The following is a 17,778-nucleotide window of genomic DNA, read 5'->3' on the forward strand; positions in this document are numbered from 1 at the left end:
ACGATCAGAGGATCTTGGAGAAGCGCGCCCGCGTGCGGTCGGCCTGCAGGTACTTGTCGAACACCATGGCCACGCCGCGCACGAAGAACCAGCCCATGGGCGTGACCTTGATGCCGGTGTCGCTCAACTCCACCAGGCCCTGGTCCTGCATGCCGCGCAGGGTTTCCAGCTCGCTGGCGAAGTAGCTCCTGAAGTCGATCAGGTGCGCCAGCTCGGCCGATTCGAACATCACCTCGCCCTGGCACATCAGCGCCATGATCACGCAGCGCCGCAGCAAATCGTCGCGCGACACGGCCAGCCCGCGCGCCACGGGCAGATGGCCGTGGTCCAGCAGGTCCTGGTATTCCTCCAGCGACTTGGCGTTCTGGCTGTAGGTGGCGCCCACCTTGCCAATGGCCGACACGCCCAGGCCGATCAGGTCGCAATCGGGCTGCGTGCTGTAGCCCTGGAAGTTGCGGTGCAGCCGGCCCTGGCGCTTGGCCACGGCCAGGGCGTCGTTGGGCAGCGCGAAGTGGTCCATGCCGATGTAGTCGTAGCCCGCGGCCTCGAACGCCGCCAGCGAGCGCGCCAGCATCGCCACCTTGTTGGGTGCACCCGGCAGGTCGATGGCGATGATGCGCCGCTGCGGCTTGAAGCGCTCGGGCAGGTGCGCGTAGGCGTACAGCGCGATGCGGTCGGGCCGCAGCTCGGCCACCTGGGCCAGCGTGCGGTCGAAGGATTCGGGCGTCTGCTTGGGCAGGCCGTAGATCAGGTCGACGTTGATCGACTCGAAGCCGATCTCGCGCGCCGCGGCGACCAGGGCAAACACCTGCTCGGCCGGCTGGATGCGGTGCACCGCCTTCTGCACGATGGGGTCGAAATCCTGCACGCCGAACGACAGGCGGTTGAAGCCGAGCTGTGCCAGGTGGCGCAGCCGCTCGGGCGTGACGGTGCGCGGGTCGACCTCGATCGAATACTCGCCGCCCGGCACCAGGCTGAAGTTGCGGCGCAGCATGGCCATCAGCTCGCTGAGTTCGTCGTCGCTGAAGAAGGTGGGCGTGCCGCCGCCCAGGTGCAGCTGGCTGACGGCCTGGCCGGCGCCGATGCGCGCCACGTGCAGGTCCACCTCGCGGCTCAGGTAGCGCAGGTAGGGCGCGCTGCGGTCGTGGTGCTTGGTGATGATCTTGTTGCAGGCGCAGTAGTAGCACAGCGATTCGCAGAACGGAATGTGCACGTACAGCGACAGCGGCAGCGCCATGGCGGCCGGGCCGGCGCGGCGCTGCTCCAGCGCCTGGATGTAATCGGCCTCGCCGAACGCCTCGACGAAGCGGTCCGCCGTCGGGTACGAGGTGTAGCGCGGCCCGGGCACGTCGAATTTGGTGAGCAGTTCGGTGGTGATGGCTTGCATCGGACTTCCTTTGACTAGCAAAGCCAACTGTCGCCGGGAGCGCGACCCGTTTCCTTGACGACGATCAATTTAACCGAGCTGAATCGTCGGGATTTGTGCTGGATCAAGGCCGCGGCCGCCTGGCGCCACCCTCGCCTAAAATGCCTGTGCCGTTGCCATCCGTCACCCCCGATTCCTTCGCCTTACATGACACCCCAGACCATCCGCGTAGCCTGTTCCAACTGCAATCTGCGCGAGCTGTGCATGCCGATGGGCCTGTCGGAGTCGGACATCGGGCGTCTGGACGACCTGGTGGCCACGCGCCGCAAGATCAAGCGCGGCGCGGCGCTGTTCTCCAACGGCGACCGCTTCAACGCGCTGTACGCCATCCGCACCGGCTTCTTCAAGACCTGTGTGGCCACGGCCGACGGGCGCGACCAGGTGACGGGCTTTCAGATGGCGGGCGAGATCATCGGCCTGGACGGCATCGTGGCCGACCGCCACAGCTGCGACGCCGTGGCGCTGGAAGACGCCGAGGTGTGCGTGATGCCCTACGACCGCATCGAGGAGCTGTCGCGCGAAGTGCCGGCGCTGCAAAGCCACGTGCACAAGATCATGAGCCGCGAGATCGTGCGCGAGCACGGCGTGATGCTGCTGCTGGGCAGCATGCGCGCCGAGGAGCGCCTGGCCGCCTTTCTGCTGAACCTGGTGCAGCGGCTGCATGCGCGCGGCTTCTCGCAGAGCGAGCTGGTGCTGCGCATGACGCGCGAGGAAATCGGCAGCTACCTGGGCCTGAAGCTGGAGACGGTGAGCCGCACCTTCTCGAAGTTCGCCGAGGAAGGCATCGTCGAGGTCAAGCAGCGCCACGTGCGCATCCTGGACACCGAGGCACTGCGCGCCATCGTCAACGCGCCGGCCTGCGCCTGAGGGGTTGTTGCCCTGAAGCTGGCAGCGCCCGGTCGCTTTCATATTGATAGCTGCTTGCGCCTGCTATACCTTGATTTCAGAATGATTTCATACTGAAATCTTTGTATATCAAGAGCAAGCAGCTATCAAAACTATTGCAAGGTGTTCTTGAAGCCGGCCGGAATCGGCAGCGGCATGACGGCGATGCCTTCGTCCAGGAGTTCCTCGGTCTGCGCCGGCGTGGCCTGGCCGCGGATGCCGCGCTCTTTCGATTCGCCGTAGTGCATCTTGCGCGCCTCTTCGGCAAAGCGCTCGCCCACGTCCTCGGTGCTGGCCATCACGCGCCGCACCATGTGCATCCAGGCGGCCTGCAGTGCGGCCGGCGGCATGGCGGCCACGGGGGCGGCATCGCTGGCGCTGCGCCCTGCTCCGGCGTGCGCCTCGGCTGCAGCGGGCGCGCTGCCGGCGCCGCTCAGGTTCAGGCGCGGCGCGCTGGGCAGCTTGGCCACCGCCCGGTCGCCACACAGCGGGCATTCGACCAACTGGCGCGCCAGCTGGCTCTGAAAATCGTCCTCGGACGAGAACCAACCCTCGAACGCATGGCCCTGGGTGCATTGCAGATCGAGCACCTTCATCGGTCCACCCTCACACGGCGCCCGCGGCCTGCCAATCCAACGGCCAGGCCCCGCTCTGCACATTCTGCAGCCACAGCGCGCCGATCAGCGTCTTGGCGTCGGTGATCTGCCCGGCGCGGCACCAGTCGTACAACTGCGTGGCCGAGGCGGTGAACACGTCCAGGAACTCGCCCTCGTCCAGGCGCCGTTCGCCCGGCTGCAGCCCGCGGGCGAACCAGATCTCGATGAACTCGGTGGAATACGACACCACCGGGTGCAGCACGCCGGCACGCGCCCATTCGCGGGCGGTGTAGCCGGTTTCCTCGCGCAGCTCGCGCTGGGCACAGGCCAAGGTGTCTTCGCCAGGGTCGAGCTTGCCGGCCGGGAACTCGATGATCTCCTGCTGCACCGGGTAGCGGTACTGGCGCTCCAGCACCAGCTGCATGGCGCCATCGGCCGCTTCCAGCAAGGGCACGATCATCACCGCGCCGGGGTGCACCACGTATTCGCGCTGCGTGAGCTGGCCATTGGGCAGGCGCACCTGGTCGCGGAAGGCGTGCAGGAAGCCGCCCTTGAACAGCTCCTGGCTGTCCACCCGCTGTTCCGCCAGCTTGCTCATGTCAGGCGCGGCGCCGCGCCAGATAGCGGTAAACGAATCCGGGGAACGCCAGGGTCAGGAACAGCGAGGCCGTGACGGCATAGAACTCCCAACCCTGCGGGTAGTTCTGCCCCATCGACTTTTCGAGCGCCATGCCGACGCCGCCGACGATGAAGTACCACACCACCAGCTCGGCCAGCCGCCACGCCAGCGACTTGACCGGCGTGCGCAGCGGCACCACGGTCATCAGGCGCTGGTTGATGAACGGCAGGTTGGCGGCAATGGCAGCCAGCCCGATCAGCAGCCAGATGGACAGGTTCTGCGACATGCCGTCAGGTCGCCAGCATCTGCACGATGGCCTTGGCGCACAGCGCCATCAGCGCACCCGGCAGAATGCCCAACACCAGCAGCAGCGCGCCGTTGAGCGACAGCACGGCCCGCATGTCGAGCGGCGCCTGGATCGGTGCGTCGATGGCTGCGTCGTCGAAGTACATGACCTTGATGACGCGCAGGTAATAGAAGGCACCGATCAGCGACATGATCACCGCGAACACCGCCAGCGCGATGTACGCTGCCAGCCCGGTGCTGACCAGCGCCTGCAGCACCGACAGCTTGGCCTGGAAGCCCACCAGCGGCGGCAGGCCCGCCAGCGAGAACAGGCAGATGGCCATGATGCCGGCATACAGCGGGCTGCGCTGGTTCAGGCCGGCAAAGTCGGCGATCTCCTCGCTCTCGAAGCCTTCGCGCGACAGCAGCAGGATGACGCCGAAGCTCACCAGCGTGGTCAACACGTAGGTGACGATGTAGAACATGGCCGAGCTGTAGGCGTTGGCCGCCGCCAGCGCATTGCCGTTGACCACGCCCGCCATCAGGCCCAGCAGCACGAAGCCCATCTGCGAGATGGTGGAATAGGCCAGCATGCGCTTGAGGTTGGTCTGCGCGATGGCGGCCAGGTTGCCGATCAACAGCGAGGCGATCGCCAGCAGGCCCAGCATCTGCTGCCAGTCGAACGCCAGCGGCAGCAACCCTCGACCAGCAGGCGGATGGCCATGGCGAAGGCCGCCAGCTTGGGCGCGGCCCCGATCATCAGCGTGGAGGCCGTGGGCGCGCCCTGGTAGACGTCCGGGATCCACATGTGGAACGGCACGGCACCGAACTTGAACGCCAGGCCTGCGACGATGAACACCAGCCCGAACACCAGCACCTGCTGCTTGATCTGGCCCGACGCCACGGCCTTGAAGACGCCGGCGATGTCGAGCGTGCCGGTGGCGCCGTACAGCATCGACAGGCCGTAGAGCAGGAAACCCGACGCCATGGCGCCCAGCACGAAGTATTTCATCGCCGCCTCGACCGCGGTGCCGTGGTCGCGGCGCAGCGCCACCAGGGCATAGCCGGACAGCGTCAGGCACTCGAGCCCGAGGTAGATCAGGATGAAGTTGTTGGCCGAGATCAGCACGAAGCCGCCCAGCAACGACAGCAGGCTGAGCACATACCATTCGCCACCGCGCAGCATGCCGCGCTCGACCACGTAGGTGCGGCCGTAGACAAAGGTCACCAGCACCGCCAAGGCGGCAAAGCACTTCAGCCAATTGGCCATGGGGTCGCTGACCACCATGCCCTCGAAGCCGTAGATGGTCTGCCCGCCGATGGCATACGTGGCGGTCAGGCCAGCCACGGCCAGCAAGGTGAGCACCGACAGGATGTAGGCGCCCATGCGGCGCTGGCTCTTGTCGAGCAGGTCGGTCAGCGCGATCACGCACGCCATCACCAGGAGCACGATCTCCGGATAAATGGCGATCCAACTGAATCTGTCAATCATCTGCACGTCCTCAATTCAGCTTGGATACCGCCACTTGCTTGAGCAGGTTGGCCACCGACGCATCCATCACGTCGGTCATCGGTTTGGGATACAGGCCCATCCACAGCACGGCGACGGCCAGCACCGCCAGCATCAGGAATTCACGGCCATTGATGTCCTTGAGCTGGCGCACGTCGTCGTTGGCGACCGGACCCAGATAGACGCGCTTGAACATCCACAGCGTGTAGGCGGCGCCGGTGATCAACGCCGTGGCTGCCAGCAGGCCGAGCCAGAAATTGGCCTTCACCGACGCCAGGATCACCATCCATTCGCCCACGAAGCCGGCCGTGCCCGGCATGCCGCAGTTGGCAAAGGCGAACAGCAGCGCGAACGTGGTGAAACGCGGCATGGTGTTGATCACGCCGCCGTAGCTGGCGATCTCGCGCGAATGCACGCGGTCGTACAGCACGCCGATGCACAGGAACATGGCACCCGAGACGAAGCCGTGCGCGATCATCTGGACCAGGCCACCGGTGATGCCCAGGTCGTTGAAGACGAAGAAGCCCAGCGTGACGAAACCCATGTGCGCCACCGACGAATAGGCCACCAGCTTCTTCATGTCCTGCTGCACCAGGGCCACCAGGCCGACGTAGATCACGGCGATGAGCGACAGCGCGATCATCAGCCAGGCCCATTCACGCGAGGCATCGGGCAGGATCGGCAGCGAGAAGCGCAGGAAACCGTAGGCACCCAGCTTCAGCATGATGGCCGCCAACACGGCGGAGCCGCCCGTCGGTGCCTCGACGTGCACGTCCGGCAACCAGGTGTGCACCGGCCACATCGGCACCTTGACCGCGAAGGCCGCGAACAGCGCAAAGAACAGCAGCGACTGCGCCGTGCCCGACAGCGGCAGCTTGTGCCAGGTCAGGATATCGAAGCTGCCGCCCGAACTCGTGTACAGGTAGATGAAGGCCACCAGGGTGAGCAGCGAACCCAGCAGCGTGTACAGGAAGAACTTGAACGCGGCGTAGATCTTGTTGGGGCCGCCCCAGATGCCGATGATCAGGTACATCGGGATCAGCGTGGCCTCGAAGAACACGTAGAACAGCACGCCGTCGAGCGCCGCGAACACGCCGACCATGAGGCCCGACAGGATCAGGAAGGCCGCCATGTACTGGTTGACCTTGCGCTGGATCACTTCCCAGCCGGCAATGACGACGATGATCGTGATGAAGGCCGTCAGCAGCACGAACCAGACCGAAATGCCGTCGACACCCAGGTGGTAGTTCACGTTGAAACGCTCGATCCAGGACGTCTTCTCGACGAACTGCATCTCGGCGGTGCCGAGTCTGAAACCGGTGTACAGCGGAATCGTGACCAGAAAGCTGATCACCGACCCGATGAGAGCGATCCAGCGCACGAGCTGCGCCTGACTCTCCCGGCCCAGTGCCAGCAACACGGCGCCGAAAACAATCGGCGTCCAGATGGCAAGGCTCAACCAACCCATTTTGTTCTCGCTCTTCCTTACTTGTTGAGCCAGACGAAGTACGTCATCAGCACGAAGATGCCCAGAATCATCACCAGCGCATAGTGGTACAGGTAGCCAGACTGCAACCGGCGCACGATGCCCGACACCCAGCCCACCAGCTTCCAGGAACCATTGACCAGGGCGCCATCGATCAGGGCACGATCACCGCCCTGCCAGAGACCGGTGCCCAGCAGGCGTGCACCGCGCGCAATGACGTTCTCGTTGAACCAGTCCATGTAGTACTTGTTGTCGAGCACGGTGTAGACCGGCTGGAACATGTGCTTGATGGCGGCCGGCAGCGCCGGATTGATCATGTACATGTAGAACGCCGCCACCACGCCCGCCAGCGCCAACCAGAACGGCGCCGTGACAAAGCCGTGCACGCCCATCGCCGCCCAGCCGTGAATCTTCTCGGCCAGTTCCGCCATCGCCGGATGGCGGGCCGCATCGACATGGATCACGCCCTTGAAGAAGTCGCCGAACAGCATCGGCATCAGGGTCATGGCGCCGATGACCACGGACGGAATCGCCAGCAGCACCAGCGGCAGCCAGACCACCCAGGGAGATTCGTGCGGCTTCTCGTCGTGGCCATGCCCGTGGCCGTGATCGTCATGATGCGCGTCCGGGTTCTGGTCAAAGCGCTCCTTCCCGTGGAACACCAGGAAATACAGGCGGAACGAATAGAAGGCCGTCACGAACACGCCGGCCAGCACGGCAAAGTGGGCGAAGCCCGCAGCGGGAAGAGTGCTCGCATGCACCGCTTCGATGATGGCGTCCTTGGAGTAGAAGCCGGAGAAGAACGGTGTGCCGATCAGCGCCAGCGAGCCGAGCAGGAAGGTGATCCAGGTGATGGGCATGTACTTGCGCACGCCACCCATCCACCGGATGTCCTGATTGTGGTGCATGCCGATGATCACGGAGCCGGCCGCCAGGAACAGCAGCGCCTTGAAGAAGGCGTGCGTCATCAGGTGGAACACGGCCACCGAATAGGCGGAAGCGCCCAGCGCCACCGTCATGTAGCCCAGCTGCGACAGCGTGGAATAGGCCACCACGCGCTTGATGTCGTTCTGGATGATCCCCAGAAAGCCCATGAACAGCGCAGTGATCGCCCCGATGATCAGGATGAAGTTGAGCGCAGTGTCGGACAGCTCGAACAGCGGCGACATGCGCGCCACCATGAAGATGCCGGCTGTCACCATGGTCGCCGCGTGAATCAGTGCCGAGATCGGCGTCGGGCCTTCCATCGAGTCGGGCAGCCACACGTGCAGCGGGAACTGCGCGGACTTGCCCATGGCACCGACGAACAAGCCGATGCAGATGACAGTGATCAGCATCCAGTCGGTGCCCGGGAAGCCCATGGCCGCCAGTTCGCCGGACTTGGCGAACACCTCGCTGTAGTTGAGCGTGCCGGCGAATGCCGCGATCAGCCCGATGCCGAGGATGAAACCGAAGTCGCCGACGCGGTTGACCAGAAAGGCCTTCATGTTGGCGAAGACGGCCGTCTCGCGCTTGTACCAGAAGCCGATCAGCAGATAGGACACCAGGCCCACGGCCTCCCAGCCGAAGAACAGCTGCAGGAAGTTGTTGCTCATGACGAGCATGAGCATCGAGAACGTGAACAGCGAGATGTAGGAGAAGAAACGGTTGTAGCCGTCGTCCTCGGCCATGTAGCCGATGGTGTAGATGTGCACCATCAGTGACACGAAGGTCACCACGCACATCATCGTGGCGGTCAGGCTGTCGATCAGAAAGCCGACCTCCATCTTCAGGTTGCCCACCGTCATCCATTCGTAGATGGTCTGGTTGAAATGGGCGCCGCCCAGCACGCTCTGGAGGGTCAGGGCCGACAGGATGAAGGCCACCAGCACGCCCAGGATGGTCGCCCCGTGCGAAGCCGCGCGGCCAATGCGGTTGCCACCAAATGCAGTGCCCAGGATACCGGCCAGCAACGATCCTGCCAGCGGTGCCAGCGGCACGGTCAGCAGGGTTGCGGCAGAAAGGGTCTGACTCATTGTTCTTTTAGCCCTTCAGCGAATTGAGCTCATCCACATTGATGCTGGACTTGGTGCGGAACAGCAGCATCAGGATGGCAAGACCGATGGCCGACTCGGCAGCGGCCACCGTGAGGATGAAAAACACGAACACCTGCCCGTGCATGTCGCCCAGGTAATGCGAGAAGGCGACGAAGTTCATGTTGATGGCCAGCAGCATCAACTCGATCGCCATCAGCAGCACGATGATGTTCTTGCGGTTCAGGAAGATCCCGACCACCGAGAGCGCGAACAGGATCGCACCCAGCGTCAGGAAGTGCGCGAGCGTCAAGGTCATTGCTTGCCCTCCTCCGCGGGCGCGGCGGCCTGCGGCTCCACAGGCACGGGCGCCTGCGTCGGTTCGATCTTCACCATCTCCAGCCGGTCGCTCGCACGAACCCGGACCTGGAGCGCGGGATCGATCTTCTTGCTGTCCTTGCGCTCACGCAGCGTCAGCGCGATCGCGGTGATCATGGCGATCAGCAGCAGCACGGCCGCGATCTCCACGGGGTACAGATACTTGCTGTAGAGCAGCGTGCCCAGCGCCTTGGTGTTGGAATACTGGACCACCTCGCCCGCCGCGTTGGTCACGGTTTCCGGCACGGTCGGCGCCTCGCTGATGCGGAAACCGCCGAACAGCACCACGGCCATCTCCAGGGTAATCAACGCACCGATGACCAGGGCCAGCGGAAAGTGACGCCAGAACCCCTGCCGCAGGCTGTCGATGTGGATATCCAGCATCATCACCACGAACAGGAACAGCACCATGACCGCGCCCAGGTAGACCAGCACCAGCGTGATGGCAAGGAACTCGGCCTTGAGCAGCAGCCAGATGCCGGCGGCCTGCGAGAAGGCCAGCATCAGAAACAGCACCGCATGCACGGGGTTGCGCGCGGTGACCACCCGGAATGCCGCAAACAGCAGCACGAGTGCAAACAGGTAGAAAAAGGCGGTGGTGACGTCCATGGTCTTGTCTGGTCTGTTCGCCTTCAGCGGTACTTGGCGTCGGCCGCCTTGGCAGCGGCGATCTCGGTTTCGTACCGGTCACCAACGGCCAGGAGCATGTCCTTGGTGAAATACAGATCACCGCGCTTCTCGCCGTGGTATTCGAGGATGTGCGTCTCGACGATCGAATCCACCGGGCAGCTTTCCTCGCAAAAACCGCAGAAGATGCACTTGGTCAGATCGATGTCGTAACGTGTCGTGCGGCGCGAGCCGTCTTCACGCTGCCCGGCCTCGATGGTGATGGCCACGGCAGGACACACCGCCTCGCACAGCTTGCAGGCGATGCAGCGCTCTTCGCCGTTTTCGTAACGGCGCAGCGCATGCAGGCCGCGAAAGCGCGGCGACAGCGGTGTCTTCTCTTCCGGGAACTGAATCGTCACCTTGCGGCTGAAGGCGTACCGACCGGTCAGGGCCATGCCCTTGAGCAGTTCCACGAGCATGAAGCTCTTGAAGAAGTCGCGAAGCGAAAAAGGTGATGCTGCTACGGAAGCCATGACTCCTCCTCCGTTCAATGCCAGATGTTCCACGGGCTGTGCATCCAGAAGCCCACGACGAGCAGCCAGACCAGCGTGACGGGAATGAAGATCTTCCAGCCCAGGCGCATGATCTGGTCGTAACGGAAGCGCGGGAACGTGGCACGGATCCAGATGAACATCGACACCACGATAAAGGTCTTGATGCCCAGCCAGATCCAGCCCGGCACCCAGTTGAACAAAGCGCTGTCGATGGGCGACAGCCAGCCACCCAGGAACATGATCACGGCCAGGATCGACACCAGCCACATGGCCGCGTATTCCGCCAGGAAGAAGGTGGCAAAACCCATGCCCGAATACTCGACCATGTGACCGGCCACAATCTCGGCCTCGCCCTCCACCACGTCGAACGGATGGCGGTTGGTCTCGGCCACACCCGAGATCAGGTAGACGACGAAGATGGGCAGCAGGGGCAACCAGTTCCAGGACAGGAAGGCCAGGCCCTTGTCGGCCGCCATGCCCTGCCCTTGTGCCATCACGATGTCGGTCAGGTTCATGCTGCCCGAAACCATCAGCACCACCAGGAAGCAGAAGCCCATGGCGATTTCGTAACTGACCATTTGCGCCGAAGCGCGCAGCGCACCGAGGAACGCGTATTTCGAGTTGGAGGCCCAGCCCGCAATGATCACACCATAGACCTCGATCGACGTGATGGCCATGACCAGCAGCAAGCCGGCATTGACGTTGGCCAGCGCCATGTCGGGGCCGAACGGGATCACCACCCACGCCGCCAGCGCCGGCATGATGGCCATCAGCGGCCCCAGGAAGAACAGCGGCTTGTTGGCAGCCGTCGGTCGAATGATTTCCTTGGTGAGCAGCTTGACTGCATCAGCAATGGGTTGCAGCAGACCCCAAGGCCCCGTGCGGTTCGGGCCGTGACGCACCTGCATGTAACCCAGCAGCTTGCGCTCCCACAGCGTCAGGTAGGCGACGGCGCCCATCAAGGGCAGCAGCACCACCACGATCTTGATGAGGTTCCAGATCACCGGCCAGGCGATGCCCGACCACCAGCCACCGCTGAAGAGATGCAGGCCACCGTTGTAGAAGGCGTCGATCATGCTGCGGCTCCTTCTCGTGCATCGGCCGTCAATTGCAGCGAGGGCGCACGGCGCACGATGCCATCCAACTGGTAGATGCCGACCGGCACCCCAGCCACGAACGACGGCCCTGCATCGATCGATGCAGTCGTCCGGTTGCTCAGGACCGCTGTCGGAATGGTGTCCGGTTCAGCACCGCCGAGGGCCTGCGCGAGCACTTCCTGCGAACTGTCGTAAGCAGGTTGTGCGATGCCCAGCATGTCGGCCAGCACACGCAGCACCTTCCAGGCCGGGCGCGCCTCACCCAGAGGACGCACCACGGCGTGGAAACTCTGCACGCGTCCTTCCGCGTTGACGAAGGTGCCGGAGGTTTCAGTGAACGGCGCAATGGGCAGCAGCACGTCGCTGATATCCAGGTTCGCCTTGAACGGGCTCAAGGTGACCACCATGTCGCATCCCGACAGTGGCCGCCCCGCCGTATCCGCGCCAGGTTCACAGTTGAGAAACAGGGCTGCTTTCAAACCACCCGCCAGCATCTGTGCTGCGTTCTGGCCACCATCCTGCGGCAGCGCCTTGACGAACTGCGCCCCCACGGTGTTCGCCGCCTCGGTCAGATAACCGACCACGGCACCCGATTGCGCCCCGATCCATTGGCACAGTGCCAGCAGGCTCGATGCCTTGGGGTGGTGTGCAGCCGCATTGCCCAGCAGGATCGCCTTCTGCTCGCCCGACATGAGCGCCTGCACGATGGCCTTGGCTGCGTCGGTCGATGTGCCGGCAGCAGGCGCCGAAACGCCTTTCTGCTCTGCCATCGCGGCAGCCACGTCCGCCAGCCGTTGCACCCACTCTCCGGGTTCTGCCAGCGTGTGGGCGCTCAAGGGCATGGCCCAGGCGCCTTCAGTCTTCAGCAACGCTTCGGAAGTAATAGCACTCACTGCACATCCGTGGCGCGCTGCCTGCCGAATTCGCTGTGCAAACAGAGGATGGTCCTTGCGCAGGTTGGAGCCGACGACGAGCACGCTCTGCAGTTTGGACAACGCTGCGATGGGCATGCCCAACCAGCGGATGCCTTCGGTTGGCGCAAACTCCTGGTGGCGCAACCGATGGTCGATGTTCTGACTGCCGAGCCCGCGCACCAGCGTGCCGGCCAGATACAGCTCTTCCAAGGTGCTGTGCGGACTGACCAGGGCACCGATGGCCCCTGCGCCGTGCTGCGCCTTGACCTGATTCAGGCCGTTGGCCACGTACTCCAGCGCCGTCCGCCAATCGACCTCTTTCCAGGCACCCCCTGCTTGAGCATGGGCTTGGTCAGGCGCTCCTCGCCATTCAGCGCCTCATAGGAGAAACGGTCGCGATCAGCGATCCAGCACTCGTTGACGGCCTCGTTCTCGAGCGGCACGACGCGCATCACCCGATTGCTCTTGACCTGCACGATCAGGTTGGTGCCGGTCGAATCGTGCGGGCTGACGCTCTTGCGGCGCGACAGCTCCCAGGTGCGGGCGCTGTAGCGGAACGGCTTGCTGGTCAGTGCGCCGACCGGGCAAATGTCGATCATGTTGCCCGACAGCTCGGAATCCACTGACTGCCCGATGAAGGTCTCGATCTCGGAGTGCTCGCCGCGATGGGACATGCCGAACTCCATCACGCCGGCAATCTCCTGGCCGAAGCGCACACAGCGGGTGCAATGGATGCAGCGGCTCATTTCCTCCATCGAAATGAGCGGCCCCACATCCTTGTGGAACACCACGCGCTTTTCTTCCCCGTAGCGAGACCCCGATGCGCCATAACCCACCGCCAGATCCTGAAGCTGGCATTCGCCGCCCTGGTCGCAGATCGGGCAGTCGAGCGGGTGGTTGATGAGCAGAAATTCCATCACCGACTTCTGCGCCTTCACGGCCTTGTCGGTCTGCGTGTGCACCACCATGCCCTGCGTCACCGGCGTAGCACAGGCCGGCATGGGCTTGGGCGCCTTCTCCACATCCACCAGGCACATGCGGCAATTGGCAGCGATGGAGAGCTTCTTGTGATAGCAGAAGTGCGGGATGTAGGTACCAGCCTTCTCGGCTGCATGCATGACCATGCTGCCTTCAGGCACTTCCACCTTCTTGCCGTCGATTTCGATTTCAACCATTTGCTCAGTCCGATCCGATCAGGCGGCCGCCTTCATTGCAGCATCGATCTTGGCCGCGAACTCGTGCCGGAAATGTTTCAGCATGGCACGCACCGGCATCGCTGCGGCGTCACCCAGGGCGCAGATGGTGCGGCCCATGATGTTTTCCGCCACGTTGTCGAGTTTGGCCAGATCCTCTGGCCGGCCCTGCCCGTTCTGGATGCGGTGCACCATGCGCCACAGCCAGCCCGTACCCTCCCGGCAGGGTGTGCACTGACCGCACGATTCGTGCATGTAGAAGTACGACAGGCGCTGCAGCGTTTCGACCATGTCGCGCGAATCGTCCATCACCATCACGGCGCCGGAGCCCAGCATCGAGCCGGCCTTGGCAATGGAGTCGTAGTCCATCGTGCACTGCATGATGATGTCGGCCGGCAGCACCGGGGACGAGGAACCCCCGGAATCACCGCCTTCAGCGTCTTGCCGCCGCGCACGCCGCCGGCCAGCTCCAGCAGCTTGGCGAACGGGGTGCCCATGGGGATCTCGTAGTTGCCGGGACGCTCCACATCGCCCTGGATCGAGAAAATCTTGGTGCCACCGTTGTTCGGCTTGCCGCATTCCAGATAGGCCTGACCACCGTTGCGGATGATCCAGGGCGTGGCGGCGAAGGTTTCGGTGTTGTTGATGGTGGTCGGCTTGCCATACAGGCCGAAACTGGCCGGAAACGGCGGCTTGAAGCGCGGCTGCCCCTTCTTGCCTTCCAGCGATTCCAGCAGCGCGGTTTCCTCGCCGCAGATGTAGGCACCGAAACCGTGGTGCGCGTGGAGCTGGAAATCGAACTTGCTGCCCATCACGCCCCGGCCCAGGTAGCCTGCTTCACGCGCCTGCTCAATGGCGGCTTCGAAGCGTTCGTAGACTTGGAAGATTTCACCGTGGATGTAGTTGTAGCCCACACTGGCGCCCATGGCGTAGGCCGCGATGGCCATGCCCTCGATCACCGCATGCGGGTTGTGCATGAGGATGTCGCGGTCCTTGAAGGTGCCCGGCTCGCCCTCGTCCGAGTTGCACACCAGGTACTTCTGGCCGGGAAAGTTGCGCGGCATGAAGCTCCACTTGAGGCCAGTCGGGAAGCCCGCGCCACCGCGACCGCGCAGGCTGGATGCCTTCAGTTCGGCAATCACTTCATCCTGCGTCATGCCGGCACCGCCATCCTGGCCTAGGATCTTGCGCAGCGCCTGGTAGCCACCGCGCGCCTCGTAGTCCTTCAAGCCCCAGTTGCTGCCATTCAAGCCAGCGTAGATCTGGGGATCGATATGGCGGCCATGAAAGCAGGTTTCCACGCCCTTGGCCTGGAACTGCGCGAGGATGTCTTGCACACGTGCCATGGGTTCAGTCCTCCGCCCGGCGCAGGCCATCGACCAGTTGATCCAGCTTGTCGTTGGACATGAAGCTGCACATGTTGCGGTCGTTCACCAGCATCACCGGCGCATCCCCGCACGCACCCAGGCATTCGCAGGGTTGAACGGTGAACTGACCATCGGCCGTGGTGCCATAAGGCTCGATGCCCAGCTTGTCGCACAGGTGCTTCAAGGCCTCGGGTCCGCCCGCAAACATGCACGGCGCATTGGTGCACACGGCAAGCTTGAAGCGGCCCACCGGCTTCTGGTTGTACATGTTGTAGAAGGTCGTGACCTCATGCACGGCCATGGGCGGCATGCCCAGGTATTCGGCCACGGCCTTCTCGCTTTCGGAACTGACCCAGCCCTGCTCCTGCTGCACGATGGCCAGACACGCCATCACGGCCGACTGCTTCTGCTCGGCGGGGTACTTGGCGACCTCGCGGGCAAAACGCGCCAGCGTAGCATCTGACAGGGGAGCCGCAGCGGCGGTTGCGACGGCGGTGCTCATCGATCGATCTCTCCAAACACGATATCCAGCGTGCCGATGATGGCCACGGCGTCGGCCAGCATGTGGCCCTTGGCCAGTTCGTCCAGCGTGGACAGGTGCACAAACCCCGGCGGCCGGATCTTCATGCGGTAAGGCTTGTTGGCACCGTCGCTGATCAGGTAGATGCCGAATTCGCCCTTCGGATGCTCGACCGCAGCATAGGCTTCGCCCTCCGGCACGTGCATGCCTTCAGTGAAGAGCTTGAAGTGGTGGATCAGCTCTTCCATGTTGGTCTTCATCGACTCACGCGAAGGCGGCGCGACCTTGTAGTTGTCGACGATCACCGGACCGGGGTTGGCACGCAACCAGTTCGCGCACTGCTGAATGATGCGGTTGGATTGCCGCATCTCCTGCACGCGCACCAGATAACGGTCGTAGCTGTCACCGGTCTTGCCGACCGGGATGTCGAAGTCCATCTGATCGTACACGTCGTAGGGCTGCTTCTTGCGCAGATCCCAGGCGATGCCCGAGCCACGCAGCATGGGACCGGTCATGCCGAGATTCAGGGCACGCTCGGCCGCCACGACGCCGATGCCTACCGTGCGCTGCTTCCAGATGCGGTTGTCGGTGAACAGCGTCTCGTACTCATCGATGCACTTGGGGAAGCGCCGGGTGAAATCTTCGATGAAGTCCAGCAGTGAACCCTGGCGGTTGGCGTTCAGCTGCTCCATGCCCTTGGCGTTGCGCAGCTTGCTGGCCTTGTACTGCGGCATGGTTTCCGGCAGGTCGCGGTACACGCCGCCGGGACGGAAGTAGGCCGCGTGCATACGCGCGCCCGAAACCGCCTCGTACATGTCGAACAGATCCTCCCGCTCGCGGAAGGTGTAGATCAGCATGGTGGACGAACCGCAATCGTTGCCGTGCGAGCCGAGCCACATCAGGTGGTTCATGATGCGCGTGATCTCGGAGAACATCACGCGGATGTACTGCGCACGGATCGGCACCTCGATGCCCAGCAGCTTCTCGATGGCCAGGCAGTACGCGTGCTCGTTGCACATCATCGAGCAGTAGTCCAGCCGGTCCATGTAGGGCAGCGACTGGATGAAGGTCTTGTGCTCGGCCAGTTTCTCGGTGGCGCGGTGCAGCAGGCCGATGTGCGGGTCGGCACGCTGCACGACCTCGCCATCGAGTTCGAGCACCAGACGCAGCACGCCGTGCGCGGCCGGGTGCTGCGGACCGAAGTTCAGGGTGTAGTTCTTGATTTCAGCCATGGGTCAAAGACGAACTCGCTACAGCGCGCGTTCAGTGCAGCCCCCGTAATGGTCTTCGCGGATCACGCGTGGCGTGACTTCTCGCGGCTCGATCGACACCGGCTCGTACACCACGCGCTGGCGCTCGGCGTCGTAGCGCATTTCCACGTGACCAGAGAGCGGGAAGTCCTTGCGGAACGGGTGGCCGATGAAACCGTAGTCGGTCAGGATGCGGCGCAGGTCGGCGTGGCCTTCGAACATGATGCCGTACAGGTCGAACGCCTCGCGCTCGAACCAGTTGGCCGAACTCCAGAGGTCATTGACCGACTGCACCACCGGAAAGTCGTCGTCGGCGCAGAACACCCGCAGGCGCACGCGCTGGTTCAGGCTGACGGACAGAAGATGCGACACGACGGCAAAGCGCGGGCCTTCCCAGCGGCCGTCTCCATAGGTGGAGTAATCGACGCCGCAGAGGTCGATGAGCTGCTCGAAGCGGCAACCCGCGGCGTCGCGCAGCGTCTTCATGACCTCGTGGTACTGCGCGGGCGCCACCGTAACGGTCACTTCGCCCAGCGCCACGCTGACGTGCTGCGCCAGCGCACCCAATGCGGTCGCCAGCGTGTCTTTCAGGGCTTCGGGAGCAATTGCGATCTCGGTCATGCTCACACCCTCGCGATGGTGTTGGTGCGACGCACCTTCTGCTGCAATTGGATGATGCCGTACAGCAAGGCTTCCGCGGTCGGCGGGCAACCCGGCACGTACACATCCACCGGCACGATGCGGTCGCAGCCGCGCACCACGGAGTAGCTGTAGTGGTAGTAACCGCCGCCATTGGCGCACGAGCCCATGCTCAGCACCCAGCGCGGCTCGGCCATCTGGTCGTAGACCTTGCGCAGGGCCGGCGCCATCTTGTTGCACAGCGTGCCGGCCACGATCATCAGGTCGGACTGGCGCGGACTGGCGCGGAACACTTCGGCGCCGAAGCGCGCGATGTCGTAGCGCGCCGCAGCGGCGTGCATCATCTCCACTGCGCAGCAGGCCAGGCCGAAAGTGACCGGCCACAGCGAGCCGGTCTTGGCCCAGTTCACCGCCGCGTCGACGCCGGTGAGCAGAAAG

Annotated in this window: 15 protein-coding genes and 3 pseudogenes; 1 reads left to right on the forward strand and 17 read right to left on the reverse strand. The window is 63.8% G+C overall.

The annotated features are described in order from the left end of the window. Window positions 1–4 precede the first annotated feature (4 nt). Complete coding sequence (gene hemN / locus H0I39_RS01055) at window positions 5–1,387, reverse strand: oxygen-independent coproporphyrinogen III oxidase (RefSeq protein WP_180549268.1); 1,383 nt, start codon at window positions 1,385–1,387, stop codon at window positions 5–7. Window positions 1,388–1,573: 186 nt separating this feature from the next. Here hemN and fnr point away from each other — a divergent pair, with 186 nt between their 5' ends. Next, complete coding sequence (gene fnr, locus H0I39_RS01060; RefSeq protein WP_180549269.1) at window positions 1,574–2,293, forward strand: fumarate/nitrate reduction transcriptional regulator Fnr; 720 nt, start codon at window positions 1,574–1,576, stop codon at window positions 2,291–2,293. 131 nt (window positions 2,294–2,424) lie between these two features. Here the strand turns inward: fnr and H0I39_RS01065 are convergent, their stop codons facing one another. The 16 genes and pseudogenes from H0I39_RS01065 to H0I39_RS01140 form a co-directional block, all read right to left on the reverse strand. Next, complete coding sequence (locus tag H0I39_RS01065; RefSeq protein ID WP_180549270.1) at window positions 2,425–2,907, reverse strand: DUF1178 family protein; 483 nt, start codon at window positions 2,905–2,907, stop codon at window positions 2,425–2,427. Window positions 2,908–2,917: 10 nt separating this feature from the next. Then, window positions 2,918–3,505, reverse strand: coding sequence for an NUDIX domain-containing protein (locus H0I39_RS01070; protein WP_180549271.1), 588 nt, complete (start codon window positions 3,503–3,505; stop codon window positions 2,918–2,920). 1 nt (window position 3,506) lies between these two features. Then, entirely contained in the window at window positions 3,507–3,812 is a 306-nt protein-coding gene (locus H0I39_RS01075; protein WP_180549272.1) for a DUF2818 family protein, read from the reverse strand. 4 nt (window positions 3,813–3,816) lie between these two features. Next, a pseudogene (gene nuoN, locus H0I39_RS01080) lies at window positions 3,817–5,303 on the reverse strand (NADH-quinone oxidoreductase subunit NuoN). A 10-nt stretch (window positions 5,304–5,313) separates the two neighbouring features. Further along, window positions 5,314–6,789, reverse strand: a complete 1,476-nt coding sequence (locus tag H0I39_RS01085) for an NADH-quinone oxidoreductase subunit M (RefSeq protein ID WP_180549273.1) — start codon at window positions 6,787–6,789, stop codon at window positions 5,314–5,316. Window positions 6,790–6,806: 17 nt separating this feature from the next. Continuing rightward, the gene (gene nuoL / locus H0I39_RS01090; RefSeq protein ID WP_180549274.1) at window positions 6,807–8,822 is read right to left on the reverse strand and encodes an NADH-quinone oxidoreductase subunit L; all 2,016 of its coding nucleotides are present in this window, start codon (window positions 8,820–8,822) and stop codon (window positions 6,807–6,809) included. A 7-nt stretch (window positions 8,823–8,829) separates the two neighbouring features. After that, window positions 8,830–9,138 carry an NADH-quinone oxidoreductase subunit NuoK gene (gene nuoK / locus H0I39_RS01095; protein ID WP_180549275.1) on the reverse strand — a complete coding sequence of 103 codons (309 nt, stop codon included), beginning with the start codon at window positions 9,136–9,138 and terminating at the stop codon, window positions 8,830–8,832. Then, a complete protein-coding gene (locus H0I39_RS01100; protein ID WP_180549276.1) occupies window positions 9,135–9,806 on the reverse strand; it encodes an NADH-quinone oxidoreductase subunit J in 672 nt (223 codons plus the stop codon). Before H0I39_RS01100 ends, nuoK begins: the two co-directional genes overlap by 4 nt. A 23-nt stretch (window positions 9,807–9,829) precedes the next feature. Further along, on the reverse strand, window positions 9,830–10,339 hold the full coding sequence (gene nuoI / locus H0I39_RS01105) for an NADH-quinone oxidoreductase subunit NuoI (RefSeq protein WP_180551634.1): 510 nt from the start codon (window positions 10,337–10,339) through the stop codon (window positions 9,830–9,832). A gap of 14 nt (window positions 10,340–10,353) precedes the next feature. After that, complete coding sequence (nuoH, locus tag H0I39_RS01110) at window positions 10,354–11,436, reverse strand: NADH-quinone oxidoreductase subunit NuoH (protein ID WP_180549277.1); 1,083 nt, start codon at window positions 11,434–11,436, stop codon at window positions 10,354–10,356. Beyond that, window positions 11,433–13,546, reverse strand: a pseudogene (nuoG, locus tag H0I39_RS01115) (NADH-quinone oxidoreductase subunit NuoG). Before nuoG ends, nuoH begins: the two are co-directional and overlap by 4 nt. Window positions 13,547–13,564: 18 nt before the next feature. Beyond that, window positions 13,565–14,910 (reverse strand): annotated as a pseudogene (gene nuoF / locus H0I39_RS01120) (NADH-quinone oxidoreductase subunit NuoF). A 4-nt stretch (window positions 14,911–14,914) separates the two neighbouring features. After that, window positions 14,915–15,433, reverse strand: a complete 519-nt coding sequence (nuoE, locus tag H0I39_RS01125) for an NADH-quinone oxidoreductase subunit NuoE (protein WP_180549278.1) — start codon at window positions 15,431–15,433, stop codon at window positions 14,915–14,917. Next, a complete protein-coding gene (locus tag H0I39_RS01130; RefSeq protein WP_180549279.1) occupies window positions 15,430–16,683 on the reverse strand; it encodes an NADH-quinone oxidoreductase subunit D in 1,254 nt (417 codons plus the stop codon). Before H0I39_RS01130 ends, nuoE begins: the two co-directional genes overlap by 4 nt. Before the next feature lie 18 nt (window positions 16,684–16,701). After that, the gene (locus tag H0I39_RS01135) at window positions 16,702–17,322 is read right to left on the reverse strand and encodes an NADH-quinone oxidoreductase subunit C (protein WP_180549280.1); all 621 of its coding nucleotides are present in this window, start codon (window positions 17,320–17,322) and stop codon (window positions 16,702–16,704) included. Between the two features lie 2 nt (window positions 17,323–17,324). Further along, entirely contained in the window at window positions 17,325–17,774 is a 450-nt protein-coding gene (locus tag H0I39_RS01140) for a NuoB/complex I 20 kDa subunit family protein (protein ID WP_180551635.1), read from the reverse strand. Window positions 17,775–17,778: the final 4 nt, after the last annotated feature.

It is taken from the genome of Ottowia beijingensis (assembly GCF_013423955.1).
Lineage (GTDB): Bacteria > Pseudomonadota > Gammaproteobacteria > Burkholderiales > Burkholderiaceae_C > Ottowia > Ottowia beijingensis.

Coding starts and splice junctions, on each gene's coding strand:
- nuoL (WP_180549274.1), bottom strand. CDS start 8,822: ATGAGTCAGACCCTTTCTGCCGCAACCCTGCTGACCGTGCCGCTGGCA.
- H0I39_RS01085 (WP_180549273.1), bottom strand. CDS start 6,789: ATGGGTTGGTTGAGCCTTGCCATCTGGACGCCGATTGTTTTCGGCGCC.
- nuoK (WP_180549275.1), bottom strand. CDS start 9,138: ATGACCTTGACGCTCGCGCACTTCCTGACGCTGGGTGCGATCCTGTTC.
- H0I39_RS01070 (WP_180549271.1), bottom strand. CDS start 3,505: ATGAGCAAGCTGGCGGAACAGCGGGTGGACAGCCAGGAGCTGTTCAAG.
- nuoH (WP_180549277.1), bottom strand. CDS start 11,436: ATGATCGACGCCTTCTACAACGGTGGCCTGCATCTCTTCAGCGGTGGC.
- H0I39_RS01130 (WP_180549279.1), bottom strand. CDS start 16,683: ATGGCTGAAATCAAGAACTACACCCTGAACTTCGGTCCGCAGCACCCG.
- nuoI (WP_180551634.1), bottom strand. CDS start 10,339: ATGGCTTCCGTAGCAGCATCACCTTTTTCGCTTCGCGACTTCTTCAAG.
- nuoE (WP_180549278.1), bottom strand. CDS start 15,433: ATGAGCACCGCCGTCGCAACCGCCGCTGCGGCTCCCCTGTCAGATGCT.
- hemN (WP_180549268.1), bottom strand. CDS start 1,387: ATGCAAGCCATCACCACCGAACTGCTCACCAAATTCGACGTGCCCGGG.
- fnr (WP_180549269.1), top strand. CDS start 1,574: ATGACACCCCAGACCATCCGCGTAGCCTGTTCCAACTGCAATCTGCGC.
- H0I39_RS01065 (WP_180549270.1), bottom strand. CDS start 2,907: ATGAAGGTGCTCGATCTGCAATGCACCCAGGGCCATGCGTTCGAGGGT.
- H0I39_RS01075 (WP_180549272.1), bottom strand. CDS start 3,812: ATGTCGCAGAACCTGTCCATCTGGCTGCTGATCGGGCTGGCTGCCATT.
- H0I39_RS01100 (WP_180549276.1), bottom strand. CDS start 9,806: ATGGACGTCACCACCGCCTTTTTCTACCTGTTTGCACTCGTGCTGCTG.
- H0I39_RS01135 (WP_180549280.1), bottom strand. CDS start 17,322: ATGACCGAGATCGCAATTGCTCCCGAAGCCCTGAAAGACACGCTGGCG.